Source organism: Nibribacter ruber, from assembly GCF_009913235.1.
Taxonomy (GTDB): domain Bacteria; phylum Bacteroidota; class Bacteroidia; order Cytophagales; family Hymenobacteraceae; genus Nibribacter; species Nibribacter ruber.
Map to the genome: position 1 here is coordinate 2,819,352 of NZ_CP047897.1, position 20,309 is coordinate 2,839,660.

Sequence of the window (20,309 nt, forward strand, 5' to 3'; positions counted from 1 at the left end):
AAACTTACTGCGGCCTATCAGCAATCTTTAAGAACCTGAACGTGCCGTTCTGGCTGCCGGTGGTCCACCTGATGATGTAATACCCCGGGGCCAGGTCTGGTAATTGCAGTGAGTAGCTTTTCACCTCGGGCACTACGTCTATGGTCAAGGCGCCAAAGAACCGGCCGGCGGTGTCAAAGAACTCCAGCTTGAGCTGATCTCTCTGCGCGGTGTTGAAGTTAAGGTTCACGTCCTTCACTCCTGGGTTAGGGAAGATGAGGTTGGTGAACTCAGGCCCGGCCACCTGGGCAAGCTCAGAGAACTCCACGGTGTTGTTGCTTTTGAGTATGCGCAAACGATAATAAGCCAGCGTAGGCAATGGATTGGGGTCTGTGAACTGATAGGTGCCCCGGTTGGCAGCCGTCACCCGTCCAATTTCAACGTAACTGTCTGGGTTGCCGGTGGCGCTACGCTCTACCACGTACGTGAGCACGTTCTCCTCATTCTCCACCTCCCACTGCAGCAGCACGGTGTTGGTGCCGGTTTGGTAGGTGCCTTGCAAGACTATGGTTTCTACCGGTATGGAGCAGGCGTTCTGCTGTTTAGGAATCATGATGGGCTCCTCACAGAACTGGGCAGAAGCGTTCAGGTTCATTACGTATTTACCTCCGGCAATGTCATTGGCCTGGCTCAACGTCCTGGATACCTGCCCGCGGCCCACGGCGTAGTGCATGACCGCCCTTGGCAAGATTAAGTGGCTCAATTGGTGCGCGTGCCCCAGTTCATGCAACGTCACCGACTCAAAGTCATACTGCACGTTGGTAGGCTGATCCGGGCCATACTGCCAGGCGAAGCTAGGCGAGAACTCCATGTCTATCTCCTCCACCCAGAAATTCACGTCCTTGCCAATGATACAACCTGCGTAGCGGCTGATGGTACGACCCAGCACATTCGCCGGCAGTTCGGCGGTATTACTAAACCGTACAGAGTTGAGGTTGTCATCGGCGGTTCTGGCAATGTTAGAGCCAGACTGGGTGTCCCAGTTGATGAGCGTACTACAAGACCACTCGTTCATGGACCGTTTGAAGGCGTACAGTGCCGGTTTGTTGGCCTCAAAGCTGGCCCCGAACTGGAACGTATACCCGCCTTTCGTGTTCTGATTGATATGCTCTGGTCCGTAGCTTGTCAAAGGAATGCCTCGCTCATCATCGTCATAGCCCACGTTAGAATAGGCGAAGATGATCAGCAGGTCTGATGCCGCGGTGGAGGTGCTGGGGTCACTATTCACCACTCTGAACTTACCGGTGCCAGCCGTGCCGCCGTCTATGCCGTAGGTGGGTACTTTTACCTTGATCTGGGTATTGCTCCAGCTGATGTAGTCGGTGTCCAGGGGTTTGATGAAGCTTTTGCCGCCGTCATCAGCGTCTGGGAACTCTACGTAACCGCTGCCCCGCGTGGCACCAAAGTTGTTGCCGGTGATGGTGAGGACGTCTGCGGTACCGGCCCTAAGGCTCTTGGGCGTAAAGTCGGAGATCTCAGGCACGGCCCGGCGCAGCTGCCGCTCCGGCACCTTGGGCGTTCCTTCTAGCTCGTGGTTAGGGTTGATGGTTTTAAAAGGCACACCGCTTAATCTGGTGAGGTTAGGGTAGAGGTCTCCTTGAATGGATGCATACCGCCCGAAGGGATCTCTGGCACTTTTCTGATCCACCTTGTAGTGAATGAAGCCTTGCATGGAGCCATACGCCTGGTAACGATTTGCAGTTTCTTTGCCTTTAGGTGCCTGCTGCAGAAAAAACACGCCCTGCTGCTGGGGCAGGAGTTGCAGGGTGGCAGAGTATACGTGCATGCGCAGGCCCACGCGGCCGCCTTCGGTGAGAACCTCCACGGTGCTGCCGGCAGCCTGCCCCTTGAAGAGCTTATACACCTGCACCTGGTTCACGGTGTAGATGTTTTCATGACGAGCATCCCAGAAAGACTTCTGCGAAATGACTTTTCCTTCCAGCACCAAGTCAGAGGCGCTCATGCGTTCTTCCAGGGAAAGCGGGACCAGGGTGGCATTGTCTTGCTGCGCCCAAGCTCCGGCACTGGCCATGAGCCAAAGCGTAAGCAGGCAGAAAAGCTTTTTGAAGCCAGTAACACCTGGCAGCGTACGGGAGGAAAGGTGTTTCATAGAAGCGGGTAGAAGCGGATGAACAGTAGCCCTACGTCTACTAGTACAGAGAAATATACACAAGTGCGATGGAACTGCAAAAACTACCTGAATCTACGTACATTCCTCCTATTTAGATTGAAAAATACGACTGCCCGCAAGGACATAAAAAATGAGGCACCCATCTCTACAGACAGGTGCCTCTAACAAGCTAAAAACAGGAACTACTTCTGGGCTTATAACGGCTTAGGCCAGGCCGGTATTGTACTGCTTTTTTCGTTTTTTGCTTATTTTCCAGAAAACTGGCCAAAAACGCGTTTACTGCAGCTTAGCGCCCTTCATGCTATACCAGGGGTGTAGTTCCATCACCAGCCGCCCGGACTTAACGGCGGGGTCTGCCTCTGTGAGCGCCTTGGCTTCTTCCATGGTTTTTACATTGAAGATGAAAATGCCGCGCAGCTCGCCGTCATCCATGAAGGGACCGGCCATGGTCAGCTTGCCATCGGCGGCCATCTTGTTGATGTGGGCCATGTGCTCGTCCTGGATGCGCGCTGCGGTGAGGGCGTCATGGGTTCTGTTGGGGCCTTTCTTCAAAATGGCCATGTAATAGGTTTTCATCTCGCCATCCTTCGGCTCCTTGGCCTCAGCAGGAGCTGGCTCTGGGGCTTTCGCGGCGGCTTGCGCAGGATTTGCCTCAGCGGCTTTGGTCTGCGTCTGGGCGGCTTTGGCTTTTTTGCCTTTGGCGGGCTTGGTCTGGGCCAGGGCGGTAGAGAGAACGCCTAACAGCAACAGGCAGGTAAAAAGGAATCTGTTCATAGAGAATAGGTTACTTACAACAAGTATACGCAAAGGAACAATACTACAGATTTTCTGTTGAAGTTCTCATACCGGCCACCCAGGCCTTGAAGCCAGGCAGAAGGCGCCCGCAGGAAAAGAGTTGATTTTCATGCGCAGGCTGTGCAACTTAGGAGAATCAATAAGCCTACCTAATCGCAAGCCCTATGAAGACTTCCTCTACTTTCCTGTTGGCCAGTGCCCTTGCGTGGGGGTGGGCTGTCAAAGTAACAAACCCAGCAGCGTGGCCGTGGCCGCTCCAGAAACCGTGGAGGCCAAAGCGCCCACGCTAGACTCTTTACCTATGTACCCTACTACCAAAAAGATAAACCACACAGACACTTACCACGGCACCCAGGTACCTGACCCTTACCGCTGGTTAGAAGCAGACACCGCCCAAGACGTAGCCGAGTGGGTAAAGGCGCAGAACCAGGTCACGTTTGAGTATCTGGAGAAAATCCCGTTCCGGAACCAGATCAAGGAGCGCCTCACCCAACTCTGGAACTACCCTAAATACGGTGCGCCGTTCAAAGAAGGAGACTACTATTATTTCTATAAGAACGATGGTCTCCAAAACCAGGCCGTGCTCTACCGCATGAAAGGCTTGAACGGCACCCCAGAACTGTTCCTTGACCCCAACAAGCTGTCTATGGATGGCACTACCTCTTTGGGCAGCCTGGCCTTCAGCAAAGACGCCAAATACGCGGTGTACACTACCTCTACTGGCGGCTCTGACTGGCGCGATGCTTACGTGCTGGACGTGGCCACGGGCAAGAAACTCACAGATGAGCTGCACTGGATCAAGTTCTCGGGCACCAGCTGGCACAAGGACGGTTTCTTCTACAGTCGTTACGCAGAACCTACCCAGGGCTCTAAAATGGCCAACAAGAACGAGTACCACCAAGTCTACTACCATAAAGTAGGCACGCCGCAAAGCCAGGACCAGCTTATCTGGGAAGCCAAACAACACCCGTTACGCTTGTTATTTGCCGGCACCACCGAGGATGAGAAATACCTGATTTTAACCGCCTCTGAAGGCACCAGCAACAACTCTTTGTATGTGAAAGACCTGAGCAAAGCCAGCAACCCCATTGTGCCCTTGGTGGAGAGCTTTGACAAGGAATATGGCGTGGTGGAAAACCTAGGCGACAGGCTCATTGTGCTTACCAACCAAGAAGCGCCCAAATACAAACTCATAGAAATTGACCTGAGCCGCCCGCAGAAAGCCAACTGGAAAACCTTGGTCCCCGAGACCGACAACGTACTTAATTCGGCTTCACTGGTGGGTGGCAAATTAATTTTGAACTACATGAAGGACGCCGCCACTCTGGTACGCGTGCATGACACCCATGGCAAGTGGCGGCATGACGTGCAACTGCCCACCCTGGGCACGGCCAGCGGTTTTGGCGGCAAGAAAGAGGACAAGACCGTTTTCTATACCTTCACCTCTTTTACCTACCCAAGCGCCATTTACCAGTATGACGTGGCCAGCAATACCTCTACACTCTACAAGAAAGCCGAGGTAGACGTGAACATGGATGCCTATGAAACCAAGCAGGTTTTCTACCCCAGCAAGGACGGCACCAAGATTCCCATGTTCATCACGCACAAGAAAGGCCTGGCGTTGAACAGTGACAATCCTACCTATCTGTATGCCTACGGTGGATTCAACGCTTCTATGACGCCTTATTTTAGCGTGAGCAACATGCTGTGGCTGGAGAACGGCGGCGTGCTGGCCATTGCCAACATTAGAGGCGGTGGCGAGTACGGCGAGGCCTGGCACCAAGCCGGCATGACGCCCAACAAACAAAACGTGTTTGACGACTTCATTGCCGCCGCAGAGCATCTGATTGCTCAGAAATACACCTCCTCCCAGAAGTTGGCCATTGCCGGCGGTTCTAACGGCGGCTTGCTTATTGGTGCCGTGGTCAACCAACGCCCCGACCTCTTTAAAGTAGCCCTGCCGGCAGTGGGCGTGATGGACATGCTGCGGTTCCATAAGTTTACCATTGGGTGGGCTTGGGTACCAGAATATGGCTCGTCAGAGGATGCCGCGCAGTTTCAGAACCTGTTGGCGTTCTCGCCCATCCACAACATCAAAGATGGCGTGAATTATCCGGCCACCCTGGTCACCACCGCCGACCATGACGACCGCGTGGTACCGGCCCACTCGTTCAAGTACATTGCCACCTTGCAGGAGAAAGGCGCTGGCTACAACCCCTACTTGATTAGAGTAGACGTGAAAGCGGGCCACGGCGCCGGTAAATCTACCACCGCCCAAATAGCCGAAGCCACCGATGTCTGGTCTTTTGTATATGAGAACATGCACATCAACCCGTACCAGAAGTAGAATATTTTCTAAGACAGAAAGGCCGATGCTCTCAATAGCATCGGCCTTTCTTATTGCGCTGGCTTTGCTATATCTTGCCTCTAGTATTTTAATTCGATTTTACTTTTTAAACCATATGAGCCTTACCCTCACCATCAGAAAAGGAACCCCAGACGATCTGGCCGCCGTGCATGCCCTTATTGTGGAACTGGCCGTGTTTGAAAAAGCACCAGACGAAGTGACCAACAGTCTGCAGGATATGCATCAGGACGGCTTCGGGGAGCAGCCCATCTTTGAGTTCTATGTGGCAGATTCTGAGGAAGAGGGAATTGTGGGCATTGCCTTGTATTACACTGCCTACTCTACCTGGAAGGGCAAGATGCTGTTCTTAGAAGACATTGTAATCACAGAGCGCCACCGTCGTAAAGGATTCGGGCGATTGCTGTTCAACGCCGTGGTGGAGGCGGCAAAGGCGGGCAACTACAAGCGCATGAAGTGGCAGGTACTGGACTGGAACGAGCCGGCCATCAACTTCTACCGCAGCATTGGCGCCCAACTGGACGGTGAATGGATCAACTGCAATCTCTCCCAGGAACAGATACAGCGGTTCTAACCCAACTTACTTTTTAAAACAGAACAGCCCGAAGACGAACCAAGCGTTTTCGGGCTGTTTTCATGAAAAGAGGCCAAAAACGAATCTGCCCCCTTTCTCACTGTTTACTTATTTACTGTTTATTTATTCACGGCTAGGCTACTACTTCCAGCACCGTCCTGAAGGCGGCGTACTTACCGGGGAACTTGGCCTGCATCTTGCCTTGCATGGTTTTGTCATGGTCGCGGTGGTACTCCAACAGATCGTCCATGTGGCGGGCGTAGTACTGCACGGCGTAGGTGGTGCCGCCGTTGTCCTCGTCCTCCATCACTTTGGCAATCTGGAATTTTACAAAAAAAGTGGTGGCCATTACTTCTGGCACGTGCGTCTCCTGCATCCACTGCAGCCACTCGGTAGCCACAGCGTTCTCAATGCTCACGGTCTCGTTGAAAAGAATCATCCTCAAAATTAGTGCTTATCTGGTTATAACAGAAACGAAGGCGGGAATAGTGCCAGAGAAGAAATACATAAAGCCAATAACCCGCATCGCTTTTCGTTTTTGGCCTTTTTCACCAAAACAGGCCAAAAACGAAAAGCTTGAATGCCTATACAATGTAAGATGACATACACCAGTCTAGTACCTTTCCCTGTTTATCTAACAAGAAATAATAGAATCGACCTCCCGTCCCAGATTTTCCCGCTTCATCTATGGATACCAAGAAGTGCTCTTCTAATTCAACCGCCTCCAATACTCTCATATTATAGGAATACCGGCGGAACTTGCTTACCAACTTTCTTATAAAGCCATAACTAGAATGCTTATGCGTCAGATTATCTACTGCCTTAAATTCCTTTGGGATGAATAAATGGATGGCCGACACCCTGTCTGTAGTATCAAATGGTTGGGTTTTTACATAATCATACCATTGGCCCGCTTTTTTTAACCAGTAGGCAGAAGTTTTTAATGAGTCAGGTCTTTCTCTATCTTGAGAATGTTTACAATGGAAAAAGTCATACCCCAACCCAGCCACCGACTCTAGGTTGGTGCTCCTTCTAGTTATCCTGCCGTCATATTTAAAAACGCGCGCCTTTGATTCCTGAGCGTGAATCTCCGATGCCAAATAATCTAATGCGTATTGTTCTATACGAGGTTGAATGGTTTGGCAAAAAGTACTTATGGGCATAAGGTATGTGCCTATAGCCAGCACCGACATAAAAGTTTTATATAAGTACCTCTTTCTATCAATCATATAGTTTGATTTAACAACTCGTTTTTGGCTTGTTTTCATGAAAACAAGCCAAAAACGGCTCTACTTACTCTTCTAGGTAATCCAGTTCCTTGCCATAGCTTTCTTGCAGGGTGAGGATGGCTACCAACGCGATGCTCAAGGCAATGACGCCTAAAATGCCTGCGGTCTGGATTAGCCCAAATTCTTCCTTAAAGGCACTAAAGGAAAGCGTCAAGGGAATGACGGCGCCGCGCACAAAGTTGGGAACGGTGGTGGTGACGGTGGCGCGTATGTTGGTGCCAAACTGCTCGGCGGCAATGGTCACGAAGACCGCCCAATATCCGCTGCAGAAACCAAGCGCTACGCATAAGCCATAGAAGTAGGCCTCAGAAGCATTGTCGGCTAGAAGGTACATGGCTATGACGCCTGCCAGTAGGAACAGGAAGAGGACCACCACGCGCTTCCGGCTTTTCAGTTGCTGGCTCAGTAGACCGCTGGCCACGTCTCCCAGACTCAGCCCGAAATAGGAGAACCCAATGGCTTTGGCCACCGAAATGACGGCCGGCACGCCCAATGCTTGCGCAAACTCAGGGGAGAAGGTGATGAGCACCCCAATCACAAACCAGATGGGCACGCCAATTAAAATGCACTTGAGGTACTTGAGAAACCTTGGCCCGTTGGTGAATAAGCTCAGGAAGTTGCCGCGTTTCACTTCTTCGCGCTGAGAACGCTCAAACATACCCGACTCAAACACGCCAATACGTAGCAGCAAGAGCAGCAGACCCAAACCGCCGCCCACAAAGTAAGCCGTGCGCCAGTGGAAGTATTCGCCAATCACCCCAGCCAAAATAGCCCCAGAAATACCCACCGAGGCCACAATGGTAGTCCCGTAGCCGCGCTTCTCCTTGGGCAGCACCTCAGACACCAGCGTAATACCGGCCCCCAACTCACCCGCCAGCCCCACTCCGGCAATAAACCTTAGCCAGGCATAGGCATCAATGCTGGTCACAAAGCCATTGGCAATATTAGCGGCAGAATACAAAAAGATAGACCCAAACAAGACCGATATGCGACCTTTCTTGTCACCTAACACGCCCCAAAACACACCGCCCAGCAGCATACCCGCCATTTGCATATTTATAAGACGCACACCCTGATCTAGAAGATCAGCTGGTTGGCTAATGCCAAGGTCTTTGAGGCTGGCTATTCTTACAATGCTGAATAAAACTAGGTCATAAATATCCACAAAGTACCCTAGGGCGGCCACCACCACGGCTACATTGAGAAGTTTGACCTTAGGGCTGTCAATCACAGAAGGATTCATACTAGGACAAGGCGAAAACGATAATTGCACTTTTAAAACAGAGCACTGTCAATATTAATATATTCAAAAAAACATATAATTACTTTATTGACAGACTTTTATATTTTTTCAATATATTTAAAAAATATACAGAGATAGAGGGGCTTGACTTCTTAGACCACAAAAAAAATTTATATTTTTGTTAAGAATTTGTAACCTTGCTCCCATGAACCCGTATAAGGCCGCCGCACTTTGGTTGTTTCTATCCCTCTTGACCAGCTTGAGCTCTGGCGCGTGGGCGGCAGAAACGCCAAATGCTTCTCAGCAATCTCTGCTTTGGAAGGTGAGCGGCAAGGGCATCAAGACCTCTTATGTATTTGGCACCTTCCACTTGGTACCCAAAGACCAGTTCGATCTGCCTCAAAAGGTAAAACAAAAACTCATAAAATCCGAGACGGTGGTGTTTGAAGTGGATCTGGACAGCCCAGAACTCACCCACGGCCTCACCCGTGCCATGCGCATGGCCAAGCCGCTGGAAACCCTCATGACCCCGCAGGACTACAACTGGCTGGCTCAGTTTGTGCAGGACAGTCTGGAGCGCAACATGCAGTTCTTCCGGTACATTAAGCCGGGTTTCCTGGGACAGATGCTGCTCTACCCTAAAATGCTGGGCTATAGCCCAGAGTCCTATGATCTGGCGCTGTTGGACCTGGCCAAGAAATTTAATAAGTCTGTGCACACTCTGGAGACCCCGGCAGAACAGCTGGCCCTGTTTGACCAAGTAAACCTGGAGACGCAGACTCAGCAGTTTCTGAACAGCGTAAAGCAGTTTGACCGCCAGCGCAAGCTCATGAAGCAGATGCTGACGCTTTATCACCAAGAAGACCTCAACGGCCTGTATGCCCTTATTAATTCAGAAAACGGCCCAGACAACCAAGACTTTTTACTAGATGAGCGCAATGAACGCTGGCTCATGCCCTTGGTAAAGAAGATGAAGAAAAGCGCTTCGTTCATTGCCGTGGGCGCTGCTCACTTGCCAGGAGAGCATGGCCTCTTAGAGTTACTCAAAGCGAAAGGCTACAAAGTGGAGCCGGTTCTAAACTAAACATCTCCCTATAGCGGCACTACTACTATATTTTAATTCCTGCATCGGCTGGTTCTTTAGACAAGGACCAGCCGATGTGCTTTACAGGCTTCTTCTTGCTAGTTGATTGGCAGTTGTAGAGCCGTACCATCACAGGAGTCCAAGCAAAGCGCAAAAGACTGATCGCTCTTACTGGCTTGAAAACGGAAGCGCCTTCCCGAAACAGTATCGGGGAGGCGCTTCCGTTTTTGGCGTATTTTGGCCAAAAGAGACTAAAAACGACTTTTACCCAAAGGGAACCACCAATTTAAAACTCACATTGCGACCCATGTTATACACGCCGGTTCTGCCAGTGGCCTCGTTGACGGGAGCGTATTTTAAGCGGCTCAGGTGGCTTTGGTAGGCTTTGTCCAGAACATTGTTGGCCGTGATGTAAAGTGAGGCGAAGGTCTTGCCTGCGGCGTTGGTCAGGTTGGCGCCCACCCCCAGGTTCAAGAGGCTATAGCCGGGCGTGGGGGTTTCCGTGTCAAAGGCGGTGTAGACCTGGCTCTGCTCAAAATAGTTTTCCAGTTCGGCCTTGGCGTACCAGTTCCTGATGTAGCTACCGGCCTTGGGGAAACTAATCTGCAACTCAGAGTCTAACCGCGGGCCGGGCGTAAACGGCAAAAACTTTCTATCTGCAGGCACGTTTTTTTGAATTGAGCGCACCCAGGAGAAGGAATTCTCAAAGTGCAGCCAGTCCAGCGGGTGCGGGTGAAAGTCAATGGTCACCTCGCCGCCGTACACGTAAGCATTGCCTTGCACGTATTTAAAGGTAGGCGCCAGGTCGTCCTCGTCGCCAGACAGGGAATCACCGCCCAGCACGCTGTTTAGTTTCTGCGCGAAGATGTAGTTCTGGATGTTGTTCCTGAAGCCGTTGAGGCCTAGCGTGATGTGCTTGCTATCATAGGTCACGCCGGCGTCTAGCTGAAAACTGGTCTCGGGATCCAGGCGCTGGTTGCCAAGTTCATACCTAAACGTGCCCTCATGACGGCCATTAGATGCCAGCTCGGCCATGTTAGGCGTTCTGAATCCTCTGGAAACGTTGGCTTTTACACTCAGCTGCTCATTGAAACTGTAAGTGGCGCCAATGCTACCGGACACGTTAGAAAAGTTGGCCTCAAACGAGTTGAACTTGGTTTGTGCCGCGTCCTGCGGGTTAGTGGTGAATTCGTCCTCGTCGGTTACATACAAGGCATCACTCAACACCCGCCGAAGGTCATAGCGCAGGCCGCCGCTCACGTTCAAGGCTCCAAACTCGCGCTTGGCAAAGGCAAAGATGCCCGCGTCTATGGTTCTATACTCCGGTATTAAGACTTCCTCGCCCTCGTTATGATTCTGCTGCCACATGCCGTTCACGCCAATGGTAGACTCCCACTCAGAGAATTGCGGCAAGAAGTATTTTACGTCATAGTTGAAGGTGTTCAGGCGCATGGCAATCTCCTCTTCGTTCACGTCTAGCGGGTTGCCATACTCGCGGCGCAGGTTCTGCTGCCAGGCCAGGTTGAACGCCAGCCTGGACTGGTCAAAGATGAGGCTGTTCTGTGAGGCCACCTTAAAATGATTGATGCGCTGCTGCGGAATGTCCAGGTCATAGCCTTTCAGGTCATCCTCGGTCACGGGCTGCTCCTCTACCTCTCCGTTCACGGGCACCAGTTTCAGGAACGTACCGTGCTCATCGCGCTCGCCCTCCACCAGGCCTACCTGCTGGTTGAACGTACTGAAAGCCAAGTGCGCGTAGCCCCAGCTTTTGTTCAGGCCTACATAACCGTTGGCATTGGTTTCCCTGAAGCCCGAGTTATGCACCTTGCCATCATACTTGTTCTGGTAGTTGCCCGCAAACTTCTGGCTGAAGCGCGCCGCCCAGTTAAAGCCGTTCAGGTTACCCGCGTTGTAGCCAGAGTAGCCAATGAGATGATTATTGGTCTGGTAGTTGGTGGTCACAGAACCCAAGACCTTGCCTTCCTCCACGGGGTCTGGCGTTAAGAAATTGATGACGCCGGCAATTCCGTCAGAGCCGTACATCAGGCTACCGGGGCCTTTCACCACCTCGGCGCGCTCTACAGAATACTCATCCAGTTCAAGGCCGTGCTCGTCTCCCCACTGCTGGCCTTCCTGCTTGATGCCGTCATTTAAGGTGATGATGCGGTTGAAACCCAGCCCCCGGATGACGGGTTTAGAAATGCCGGCTCCGGTAGAGATTTGAGACACACCGGGCGTTTTGGCAATGGCGTCAATGATGTTGGTGGCGGCGCCTCGGTTTAGCTGTTCCTTCCCGATGACCGTGGTGGGCACCGGATTCCGCTTGGCTTCCGTAGAGGAGGACACCCCCGTCACCACCACCGCCTGCAGTTCTGTCACAGAAGGAGCCAGCGTGAAGTTCACCGTGGTAGCCCCGTTGATTTGAATGGACCTGGCCTGCGTGATGTAGCCTACATAGCGCACCTGCGCCAGGTATTTGCCCTTAGGCAAGTCTTGCAACGTGTAGGCTCCGTTCACATCTGTAGAAACGGCCCGCTTCAGGTCTGGGAAATAAATGCTGGCCCCTATCAGCGCCGTGCCGTTGTTGGCGTCTTTGATGGTGCCAGAAAGGGAATTGTTGTTTTGAGCGAAGGCGCTCCCTACCAGAAGGAACAGGCCTGCCACTAGAAAAAATCTATGAAAGGACATGGTATATCTTATGTGTGAGAAAAGGGAAACAACTGCCATTGGCAGATATGCACCCAATTAAAATCAGTGGACAAGTCTCACCCGCACCTTAGCCAGGCACTTAAGCACGCACGTGAGAAAAGAAAGATAAGATTATACCAGAGCAGGCGGTCCCCGCGAAGGAGCCGTCTGCGGATAGCTGAACTTCCAGATGCACGCATAGCCGCTCAGATAATTGTCTATCCATGCAGTAGGTGCCGCGAAGTACACTCTATGGTCAGAGAGCTGAAAAGGCGCGTCAAAGAGTTCGGCGGTGGGGCAGTGCGTGTGCTTTACATCTATGTGCAGCGTACGCTCATCATGGTTGGTGTGGACCGTGTGCGCGTGGGCGTGCAGCATCACCAGCGCCTTCTCCGGCACCATGACCCGCATAAACAGCAGGAGCAGCAAGTAAGCGCTTATGTTTCTTAACGCACGCACAAACAACAGGTTAATCTACAAATATAACAGCACCCACTACATTTCAATGCACGCAGCCCATTCTTCCAGCAAAATGCAATAGTTTTTACTTTAAGTGAAGCAGGGACAGAAAGCGCAATCGTTTTTGGCTTGTTTTCTGGAAAATAGGCTAAAAACGGGAGAATTGTTGATTGTCAATTGCTGATTGATTTTATCTGTTGGTGTAACACCCCTCTACGCTCCCCTCAAGGGGAGAATCCTTGATTGGCAAAGGCCTCTGCTACGGGCACCTGTTCCAATTGCGACCTACAGAGGCCTTTACTAAACGCACCCGTTCCAGTCTTTCCGTCGAGTCGCCTAAGCAGGTTGCCGCCTCAGGTTGGAACTGCAGCAAAGACGGAGAGCTAGCCGTTCCTCCACCATGCCAGTTCCCACGCAGAGGAGGCAAGCTGGTACAGCGCGAGGCGGGAAGACGGGGCCCCGCGGCCGCGAGCGCTTAGCAGATAAAATGTAACAAGGCAGCATAAGGGCACCGGAAGGAAGAACCTTCTCAGGAAAAGCCAACTGCATGCACAAGATATTACAGATGGAAAGGCAGTCTTGGTCGTTAGTGATAACACCAACAACGGTGAATCGGCCAACGAGCCTAACGCCGTTTTTCGCATAATTCCCATAAAACAAGCCAAAAACGAACCAACCCCGCATTCAGATAAATCAAATTGACATTTGCAGACCTCAAAAACACCCACGCATTCTGCCATCCTGTCACAAAACTCGCTCTGGAACAGCTTTTGCCAAGCCTCCTCTACAAAAGCAACAAACCACATTTTTATAGATATAGGAAATGGAAGAAAAAGGCACGATTTCGATTCACACCGAGAACATTTTCCCCATCATCAAGAAGTTCTTGTACTCAGACCATGAGATTTTCTTGCGCGAACTGGTGTCCAACGCTGTTGACGCCACCCAGAAAGCCAAAAGCCTCTCCAGCATCAGTGAGCTGAAAGGCGACCTGGGCGAGCTGAAGGTGACCGTGAAGGTGGACAAAGAGAAAAAGCAGATCATCATCTCGGATAACGGTATTGGGATGACCGCCGAGGAGATTAAGAAATACATCAACCAGATTGCCTTCTCTGGTGCCACAGAATTTGTGGAGCGCTACAAAGACTCCAACGCCGACAAGAGCCAGATCATCGGGCAGTTTGGTTTAGGATTCTACTCGGCGTTCATGGTGGCCAATACCGTTGAGATTGACACCTTGTCACACCAGGACGGTTCTGAGCCCGCGCACTGGACCTGCGACGGTTCTACGGAGTTCACTATCACAAAAGGCACCCGCACTGAGCGTGGAACGGATGTGATTCTGAACATCGCGGAGGATTCTGAGGAGTTTCTGGAAGAAGCCCGCATCCAGACCATCCTAAACAAATACTGCAAGTTCCTGCCCATTCCCGTGGAGTTCAACGGCGAGATTATCAACAACCCGAACCCTATCTGGACCAAGTCACCTTCTGATTTGACCGACGAGGACTACAAGAATTTCTACAAAGAACTGTACCCGTTCTCTGAAGACCCGCTGTTCTGGATTCACCTCAACGTGGACTATCCGTTCAATTTGACCGGTATTCTGTACTTCCCTAAGGTGAAGAACGAGTTTGACTTCCAGAAAAACAAAATCCAGTTGTACAGCCGCCAGGTGTTCATCACCGATGAGGTGAAAGACGTGGTACCGGAGTTCCTGATGCTGTTGCACGGCGTGATTGACTCGCCAGACATTCCGTTGAACGTGAGCCGCTCGTTCTTGCAGGCCGATGCCAACGTGAAGAAAATCAACACCTACATTACCCGTAAGGTAGCCGATAAACTGAACGAAATCTACAAGAAAGATCGCACCGCCTACGAAGAGAAGTGGAACGACATTGCGGTGTTTGTGAAGTACGGCATGCTTTCAGATGACAAGTTCTATGAGAAAGCCAAGGACTTCGCGTTGCTGCAAAACACCGAAGGCAAATTCTCTACCCTAGAGGAATACCGTGGCCTGGTACAAGCCAACCAAACCGACAAAGACGGCAACCTGGTCATCTTGTACACCACAGACCCAGAGAAACAGCACGCCTTCATTGAGACCGCCAGCAACCGCAATTATGATGTGGTGAAACTGGACACCATGATTGACCCGCACTTTATTGGGCAACTAGAGCAGAAACTGGAGAAAACCACGTTGAAGCGTGTAGACGCTGACACCATTGACAAGCTCATCCAGACAGATGCCAAGCCAGAAAGCGTTTTGTCTGAGGACGAGACCAAGCGTTTGAAGGAACTGTTTGAAAAAGCCATTGACAACCAGAACATGACCGTAGGCGTGGAAGCTTTGTCTACCGATGACCAACCGGTGATCATTACCCTACCCGAGTTCATGCGCCGCATGAAGGACATGAACCGCATGGGCGGCGGTGGCATGATGATGATGGGCAACCTACCGGACATGTACAACGTGACCATCAACGCCAATCACCCTATCAACCACCGCATCTTAAAAGCCAAGGATGATCGCGGCGAGAAAATTGCCAAGCAAGCCTATGACCTAGCCTTGCTGTCGCAGAACATGCTATCCGGCGCCGCCTTAACGGCCTTCGTGAAGCGCAGCGTTGAATTGATTGACAAAGAGTAGTAATTAAGTTTTTTGTTTGGAAGAGGCCGGAGAGATTCGGCCTCTTTTTTTGCTAGTACAGCAAGCCTGCTTTCATATATTTTCTAACCAGTGAGTTTGCCTGAGCCGTATCGTTTTTCAGAAGAGCCTGGTAGACTGGCTTCACCAACTTATTCGCATCTGAAGAGGGCGCCTTATTCTCCAGATGTTTATAGGCAGTTGCGTAATAATCATCTAATCTATGATTATCAAAACTAAGCACCGGTGAGTTATCCATTCCATTTAACAAGGTGCCTAGATAACCTCTTCGCTCTTCATCAGCTTCTTGCAGGAGAACAAATCCAGGATTTCTTTTAATAAAGCTTTCCCACCAGATAACTCTGTCGGCCAGTTGGGTGGGACTAATAGACAAGCCTCCGTCTTCCTGAAATCCTTCTTTGTTTTCCTTATTCAGTTGCGTCAGATATTCTTTCAAAGCTGGACCGGTGTAGGGGTAGAAATGCTTGGTAATAAAGTCGCGGTCCTGCTGAAGATAGGTCATGCCTTCACTCATAGCTAACTGAAAGCCATTGGACTTTAAAAGCATTTCATACGCCTTAATCTCTTTTGATTGCTTTAAAGATTGGGAGAGGCTATGATTTATGAGCAGTGAATCAAATCTGACAAAATCATGCTTCTCATTGAGCGTATTGTCTGTCCGCAAGTAAAACCTGTCAAACAACACATAGCCAGAATCAGCTAACGCAGTAGGCTGGCCTTTGAACAAGGCGTCAAACTTTGCGGCGGCAACAGATACATTCTCTACTTTGCCACTGTCCAGTTGGGCTAAGAACTGCTCATATTCCACCAACAATGGATTATATCCAAACGGCTTTTTGAGCATCGGAGTGGAGGCAGCAGGAACTTGATTCTCTTCAACAACCGGACTTTCTTGAGTAGAAGTTTCCGTCTTAGTTTGACAGCTAACCAAAACCCCGAAGGCAAGCACCGCTGAATATAAGTATCTCATGATAATCATTTAGAATATACCAAATCCTTCTCAAGCTACCCGTTTTTGGCTTGTTTTCTCCAAAACAAGCCAAAAACGGGTCTACTTCTTCACCACGGCATTCACCTTCTTCCAAAGGTCATTCAGGAAAACCACGGGTACCTCGTTGTCATCTGGGTTCTCGCCCATGCGCACTAAGATGAGGTTCTGGCTGGGGACGATGTTGAGGAACTGACCGTTCTTGCCCAAGGCGGCATACATGTCAGAAGGGGCATCGGGCACCAGGCTGCCAGAGAAAGTGGTTTGCAACGTGGGGAGCATGAACGAAGACTGGCCGTTGAGCCACCAGAGATACCCATAGGAGCGGTTCAGGTCTTGCGAAGGACTGATCATGGCGTTGAAGTAGGCTTGGTCTCTCATGACGGCCGTAGTTTCCCAGACACCTTTGTTGAGCATAAGCAAGCCGAAACGCGCCATGCCGCGGGCGGTGCTGTGAAAGACAAAATCATCCTTGGAGGCGAACCACAAACCACCCATGCCAATCTTATCGCCTAGCTGGGTTTTAAAAAAGGCATTAAAATCTTGTTTAACGGCCTTGGCCACCACATCTTTAAGCCGGGTGTAAGGCCCGTTGTGATACGCCCAGCGGGTACCGGCGTCTGCCTTGTAGGTAAGACAGGAAGGAGCATAGCAATGGGGATTGGGCACCTGGTCGTTGAGACCGGTGGTCATGGTGAGTTGGTGTTTGATGGTGATTTTCCTTTCCTGTTCCAGGGGAAGGCTGGTCCAGCCGTTGCCTATGAAGTTGGCCGGCCTGTCCAGGATGGATAGATACCCATTTTCCTGCGCCTTGCCCACTAGAAAGGCGTTCAGCGTCTTCCCCGCCGAAGCCCAGTACCAAGGGCTGTTGACGGTAAAAGCGGTACCGCTGGAATTGGTGCCATTATAGTACTCTACCACAATCTTCCCGTTTTTCAACAGTAAGAAGGCGCGGGTGTTGCTTTGGTCTAGAAAAGCGTCTAAATAAGGGAGAGCAGCGGTATTCCAACCCAGACTTTGGGGCGAAGTGGTTGCCCAGGCATCAGAATTCACCGGCGGGAAATACAGGCTCTGAGCAGTAGGGGCGGGAGTTACGCCTTCTTTCTTACAAGCCACAAGGCCAAGACCGGCCAAGGCGCATACCAAAACAAGTTTTTTCATAGTACAAAGGGCAGTTGGCGGTAGATGTGGTCTCCTGCAAAAGATTACAAGCACGCACGTTTGATTTTACCCTCTGTAAAGCTATAAAATAGTCATAAGTCTATGTTGAAAACTTGTATGTGAACTGAGGTTTGAGCCCTTAGCTCGCATTGAGTCTATACCGTACTGGCTGTTCGCTTTTGCCGTGCATGCAACCAAGCATGAACCACCAGCAACACCAAGATGCCTCCGCTACAAATAGCAATGGAGACGTGGGTATATGGTAGTTTCATGCCCAGTGTCAAAAAACACATGTTGCCCACCGCCAATAGCACAATCAGTTTCTGCAGCCTGTCCAGCGCATGGGGTAGAATCACGGTGGCTCCTGCCAAACAGAAGGTAAGTAGGCCGGCGGCATTGGTCAAGGGATAATTGAATCTGGAAAGCCCAAGCGTGAGTAAAGCCGCTCCTATGACGGCCCACGGCAGCTTACCTGTTCTCAAGGTATCTAACGCGAGCGAGGGAGCAGACAAGGCGGGTTCAATTGAGAAAAGGAACTGGAAGCGCTTCCTATCATACAGCAACAGCGCCAGGTTCATGGCCAGGAACACGGCATTGACGTACGGCGTACCAGCCCAGTTCTGCGAGATGGTCACTGCCAGAATTGCAATGTTCATGGGCACCAGCATGACCGCTCCCAGCGTACTAAAGCGCTGCGTGAACAGCAACGTGCCCAGCACCACCTGGCACACGGCCACCACCTGCGCAAAAAAACTCAATCCGTATTCAGCTAACCGTTCTTCCAGCCACGGCGGGCCAATCAGCTGCCCAAAATTGCCATGCGTCAGCTTGCAGACGCCGGCAGAGAAAAATACATAGCCCAAGAAGAGCCGAATGAGCAGAACCAGAAAGTCTTTGTTTTGAAGCATGGCCGTAAACCGTTTTAGTGGACACAACAGGCAAGCCAAACGCCTTACCTGACACTAAGTAAACCAAGTACTTTTACTCCTTAAAATCTTTTAGACCAACTGCCTCTGCACCTAGACCAACCGGCCAGATGTCTAGAAAAGATACATCCGTTTTTGGCTCATTTCCCAGAAAACAGACCAAAAACGACCCCTAAATCTGTATGCCCATTCCTGCTATTGAAACGATGGAAGAGGGTAGTAAGAATTTATTCTCATCTTTGACTTACCATTCTGCATCTCCTGCTATTAACCCACTCCAACCTTTATCACCCCTTTATTAAAATGAAGAAAATTTACGCCCTCCTTCTTCTTGGCTTCTTGTCCAAGAGCTTCAACACGCATGCTCAGAAAATAGAGCTGACCGTTAAATCTGATTACAAGAACAAACTTATTCCCGTGACCGGAAATAGAGCGTCAGAGAAAGTAAATGACAATCTATTCCTCATGTTCAGGGAGACCGACAAGAAAAAAGCAGCCATTGTTGGGTATGACGCTACCACCCTTGCCCCAACTTTCAGCATTCCTTTAGAACATGGGCAATACTCACGGCCCCTTTTTAAATACAATGCAGAAACCAGCCAGGTGTTTGTTATAGAGAGCTACGCCAGAACCAACATCTATACCAAAAAAGGACATGGCTTTAAGGCGTCTGTATATGACCTGCAAGGCAAATTGGTAAAAACCAAGGATGTGGCCATAGACATTCCGTTACTATCCCCGCTGGTGATGCCAAGGGCATTTAAAGCCCCGGCGCCGGCGCTAGCCCCAACCGTATTCAGTTCTTATGCGGTCAATTTCTCTGAGAATGGAAAATATCTGTACACCCTTGAGAACTCGCCCAAAAAAGGGAAAGGAGCACTCTTGACGGTGTATGACATCAACCTGGAAGAAGTAGTAAAGAGAGAAGTAAAGACAAGTGCCAATGAAGACATTGAAGCCTCAGCTATCACCAATGACGGCGAAATGATTTTAGTACTTGCAGACCAAAAAGAAAAGGCTACCGTCCTTAAATTAGATGCCAAGGGCAAGGACGCCTCCAGAATTGCCCTTAAACACCAATTGGCTAACAGAGAGACTTTCGGCAATTACAACATTAAAATAGCTGGCGCCAGGGTACTGGTGACCGCCGAGAAGAACTTCAACAAGTCTGAACTAATGGCCATCCATGTATATGATGTAGACTTCGCTACAAGGGCCGCCAAGCTTTATGCCTCTAAGGAATTTGATAAAGGCTATGTTGCGCAACTCTATGGCAAAGTCAACGACAAAGACGTACTCCATGGCGGCCAAATGCTGAGCAAGAAGTTTGACCGGCCCAAGACCATAAAATCAATGAACGTGAAACAGATTTTAGTGGATGGCTCTACTATCTATCTGGTTTCTGAGGCCATCAACAACACCAGCACAACCCGTACTACCAGTATGCCAGCAGGTACTTCTGGTGCTACCACCACCTCCACCAAGACCATACCCCTAATCTTTGCAGAAGATATTCTAATCACAAAATTTGAGGGTGGCGTGAATACGTGGAACAGTGTTATTGGCCGCAACTTTATGGTGAGAGACATGCAGGCGGCAGACATGACCCACTCTATTGTAAACCAAAACAGCACTAGCATTCACCTCATCACATCAGAATCTTCCAGAGACAAGAACAACATCTCGGCCTACGCCAGAACCATTGACAAGACCACCGGCGAGGTAAGCAGCCCCAAAAGAATAAATGAGGGCAAATTTGTGACCTTCTCCAACTTTGCGTGCTGGCTTTCCCCAGACCAGGTGGTGCTTTTTAGAACCAATAAAATCGCCTTTGGCAAGGGAGGCTACTCTTTAGAAAAAGTGTCTCTTAACTAATCAGCTAGCGTAGTAACCATTTAT

The 20,309-nt window shown here is 50.5% G+C and carries 15 protein-coding genes; 5 read left to right on the forward strand and 10 right to left on the reverse strand.

All coding sequences use genetic code 11. From position 1 onward, the window contains the following. Positions 1-4: 4 nt before the first annotated feature. Entirely contained in the window at positions 5-2,149 is a 2,145-nt protein-coding gene (locus GU926_RS11865; protein ID WP_160692118.1) for a T9SS type A sorting domain-containing protein, read from the reverse strand. Positions 2,150-2,446: 297 nt separating this feature from the next. Then, positions 2,447-2,944, reverse strand: a complete 498-nt coding sequence (locus GU926_RS11870) for a YciI family protein (protein ID WP_160692120.1) — start codon at positions 2,942-2,944, stop codon at positions 2,447-2,449. 130 nt (positions 2,945-3,074) lie between these two features. Between GU926_RS11870 and GU926_RS11875 the strand changes: the two genes are divergently transcribed. Together GU926_RS11875 and GU926_RS11880 are read left to right on the forward strand one after the other, a co-directional pair. Next, on the forward strand, positions 3,075-5,312 hold the full coding sequence (locus GU926_RS11875; RefSeq protein WP_160692123.1) for a prolyl oligopeptidase family serine peptidase: 2,238 nt from the start codon (positions 3,075-3,077) through the stop codon (positions 5,310-5,312). A gap of 115 nt (positions 5,313-5,427) precedes the next feature. Next, a complete protein-coding gene (locus GU926_RS11880; protein ID WP_160692125.1) occupies positions 5,428-5,904 on the forward strand; it encodes a GNAT family N-acetyltransferase in 477 nt (158 codons plus the stop codon). Positions 5,905-6,037: 133 nt separating this feature from the next. On the opposite strand, the gene GU926_RS11885 is transcribed toward GU926_RS11880, so the two are convergent. From GU926_RS11885 to GU926_RS11895, 3 genes are all read right to left on the reverse strand, one after another. Next, positions 6,038-6,343, reverse strand: coding sequence for a DUF4286 family protein (locus GU926_RS11885; protein WP_160692127.1), 306 nt, complete (start codon positions 6,341-6,343; stop codon positions 6,038-6,040). 145 nt (positions 6,344-6,488) lie between these two features. Then, positions 6,489-7,172 carry a hypothetical protein gene (locus tag GU926_RS11890; protein ID WP_160692129.1) on the reverse strand — a complete coding sequence of 228 codons (684 nt, stop codon included), beginning with the start codon at positions 7,170-7,172 and terminating at the stop codon, positions 6,489-6,491. Between the two features lie 25 nt (positions 7,173-7,197). Beyond that, positions 7,198-8,436, reverse strand: coding sequence for an MFS transporter (locus tag GU926_RS11895; protein ID WP_160692131.1), 1,239 nt, complete (start codon positions 8,434-8,436; stop codon positions 7,198-7,200). Positions 8,437-8,641: 205 nt separating this feature from the next. On the opposite strand from GU926_RS11895, the gene GU926_RS11900 reads away from it, so the two are divergent. Then, entirely contained in the window at positions 8,642-9,520 is an 879-nt protein-coding gene (locus tag GU926_RS11900; protein ID WP_160692133.1) for a TraB/GumN family protein, read from the forward strand. Positions 9,521-9,784: 264 nt separating this feature from the next. Here GU926_RS11900 and GU926_RS11905 read toward each other — a convergent pair whose 3' ends face one another. Next, positions 9,785-12,208, reverse strand: coding sequence for a TonB-dependent receptor (locus GU926_RS11905; protein ID WP_160692135.1), 2,424 nt, complete (start codon positions 12,206-12,208; stop codon positions 9,785-9,787). Positions 12,209-12,340: 132 nt separating this feature from the next. Then, positions 12,341-12,667, reverse strand: coding sequence for a hypothetical protein (locus GU926_RS11910; protein ID WP_160692137.1), 327 nt, complete (start codon positions 12,665-12,667; stop codon positions 12,341-12,343). An 823-nt stretch (positions 12,668-13,490) separates the two neighbouring features. Here GU926_RS11910 and htpG point away from each other — a divergent pair. Then, positions 13,491-15,317 (forward strand): molecular chaperone HtpG, encoded by a 1,827-nt coding sequence (htpG, locus tag GU926_RS11915; protein ID WP_160692139.1) that lies wholly within the window; start codon positions 13,491-13,493, stop codon positions 15,315-15,317. A 52-nt stretch (positions 15,318-15,369) separates the two neighbouring features. Here the strand turns inward: htpG and GU926_RS11920 are convergent, their stop codons facing one another. From GU926_RS11920 to GU926_RS11930, 3 genes are all read right to left on the reverse strand, one after another. Then, the gene (locus GU926_RS11920) at positions 15,370-16,305 is read right to left on the reverse strand and encodes a hypothetical protein (protein ID WP_160692141.1); all 936 of its coding nucleotides are present in this window, start codon (positions 16,303-16,305) and stop codon (positions 15,370-15,372) included. A gap of 81 nt (positions 16,306-16,386) precedes the next feature. Beyond that, on the reverse strand, positions 16,387-17,484 hold the full coding sequence (locus tag GU926_RS11925) for a serine hydrolase domain-containing protein (protein WP_232058309.1): 1,098 nt from the start codon (positions 17,482-17,484) through the stop codon (positions 16,387-16,389). Positions 17,485-17,639: 155 nt separating this feature from the next. Further along, a complete protein-coding gene (locus GU926_RS11930) occupies positions 17,640-18,392 on the reverse strand; it encodes a DoxX family membrane protein (RefSeq protein WP_160692143.1) in 753 nt (250 codons plus the stop codon). A 321-nt stretch (positions 18,393-18,713) separates the two neighbouring features. Here GU926_RS11930 and GU926_RS11935 point away from each other — a divergent pair, with 321 nt between their 5' ends. Next, positions 18,714-20,285, forward strand: coding sequence for a hypothetical protein (locus GU926_RS11935; RefSeq protein WP_160692145.1), 1,572 nt, complete (start codon positions 18,714-18,716; stop codon positions 20,283-20,285). Positions 20,286-20,309: the final 24 nt, after the last annotated feature.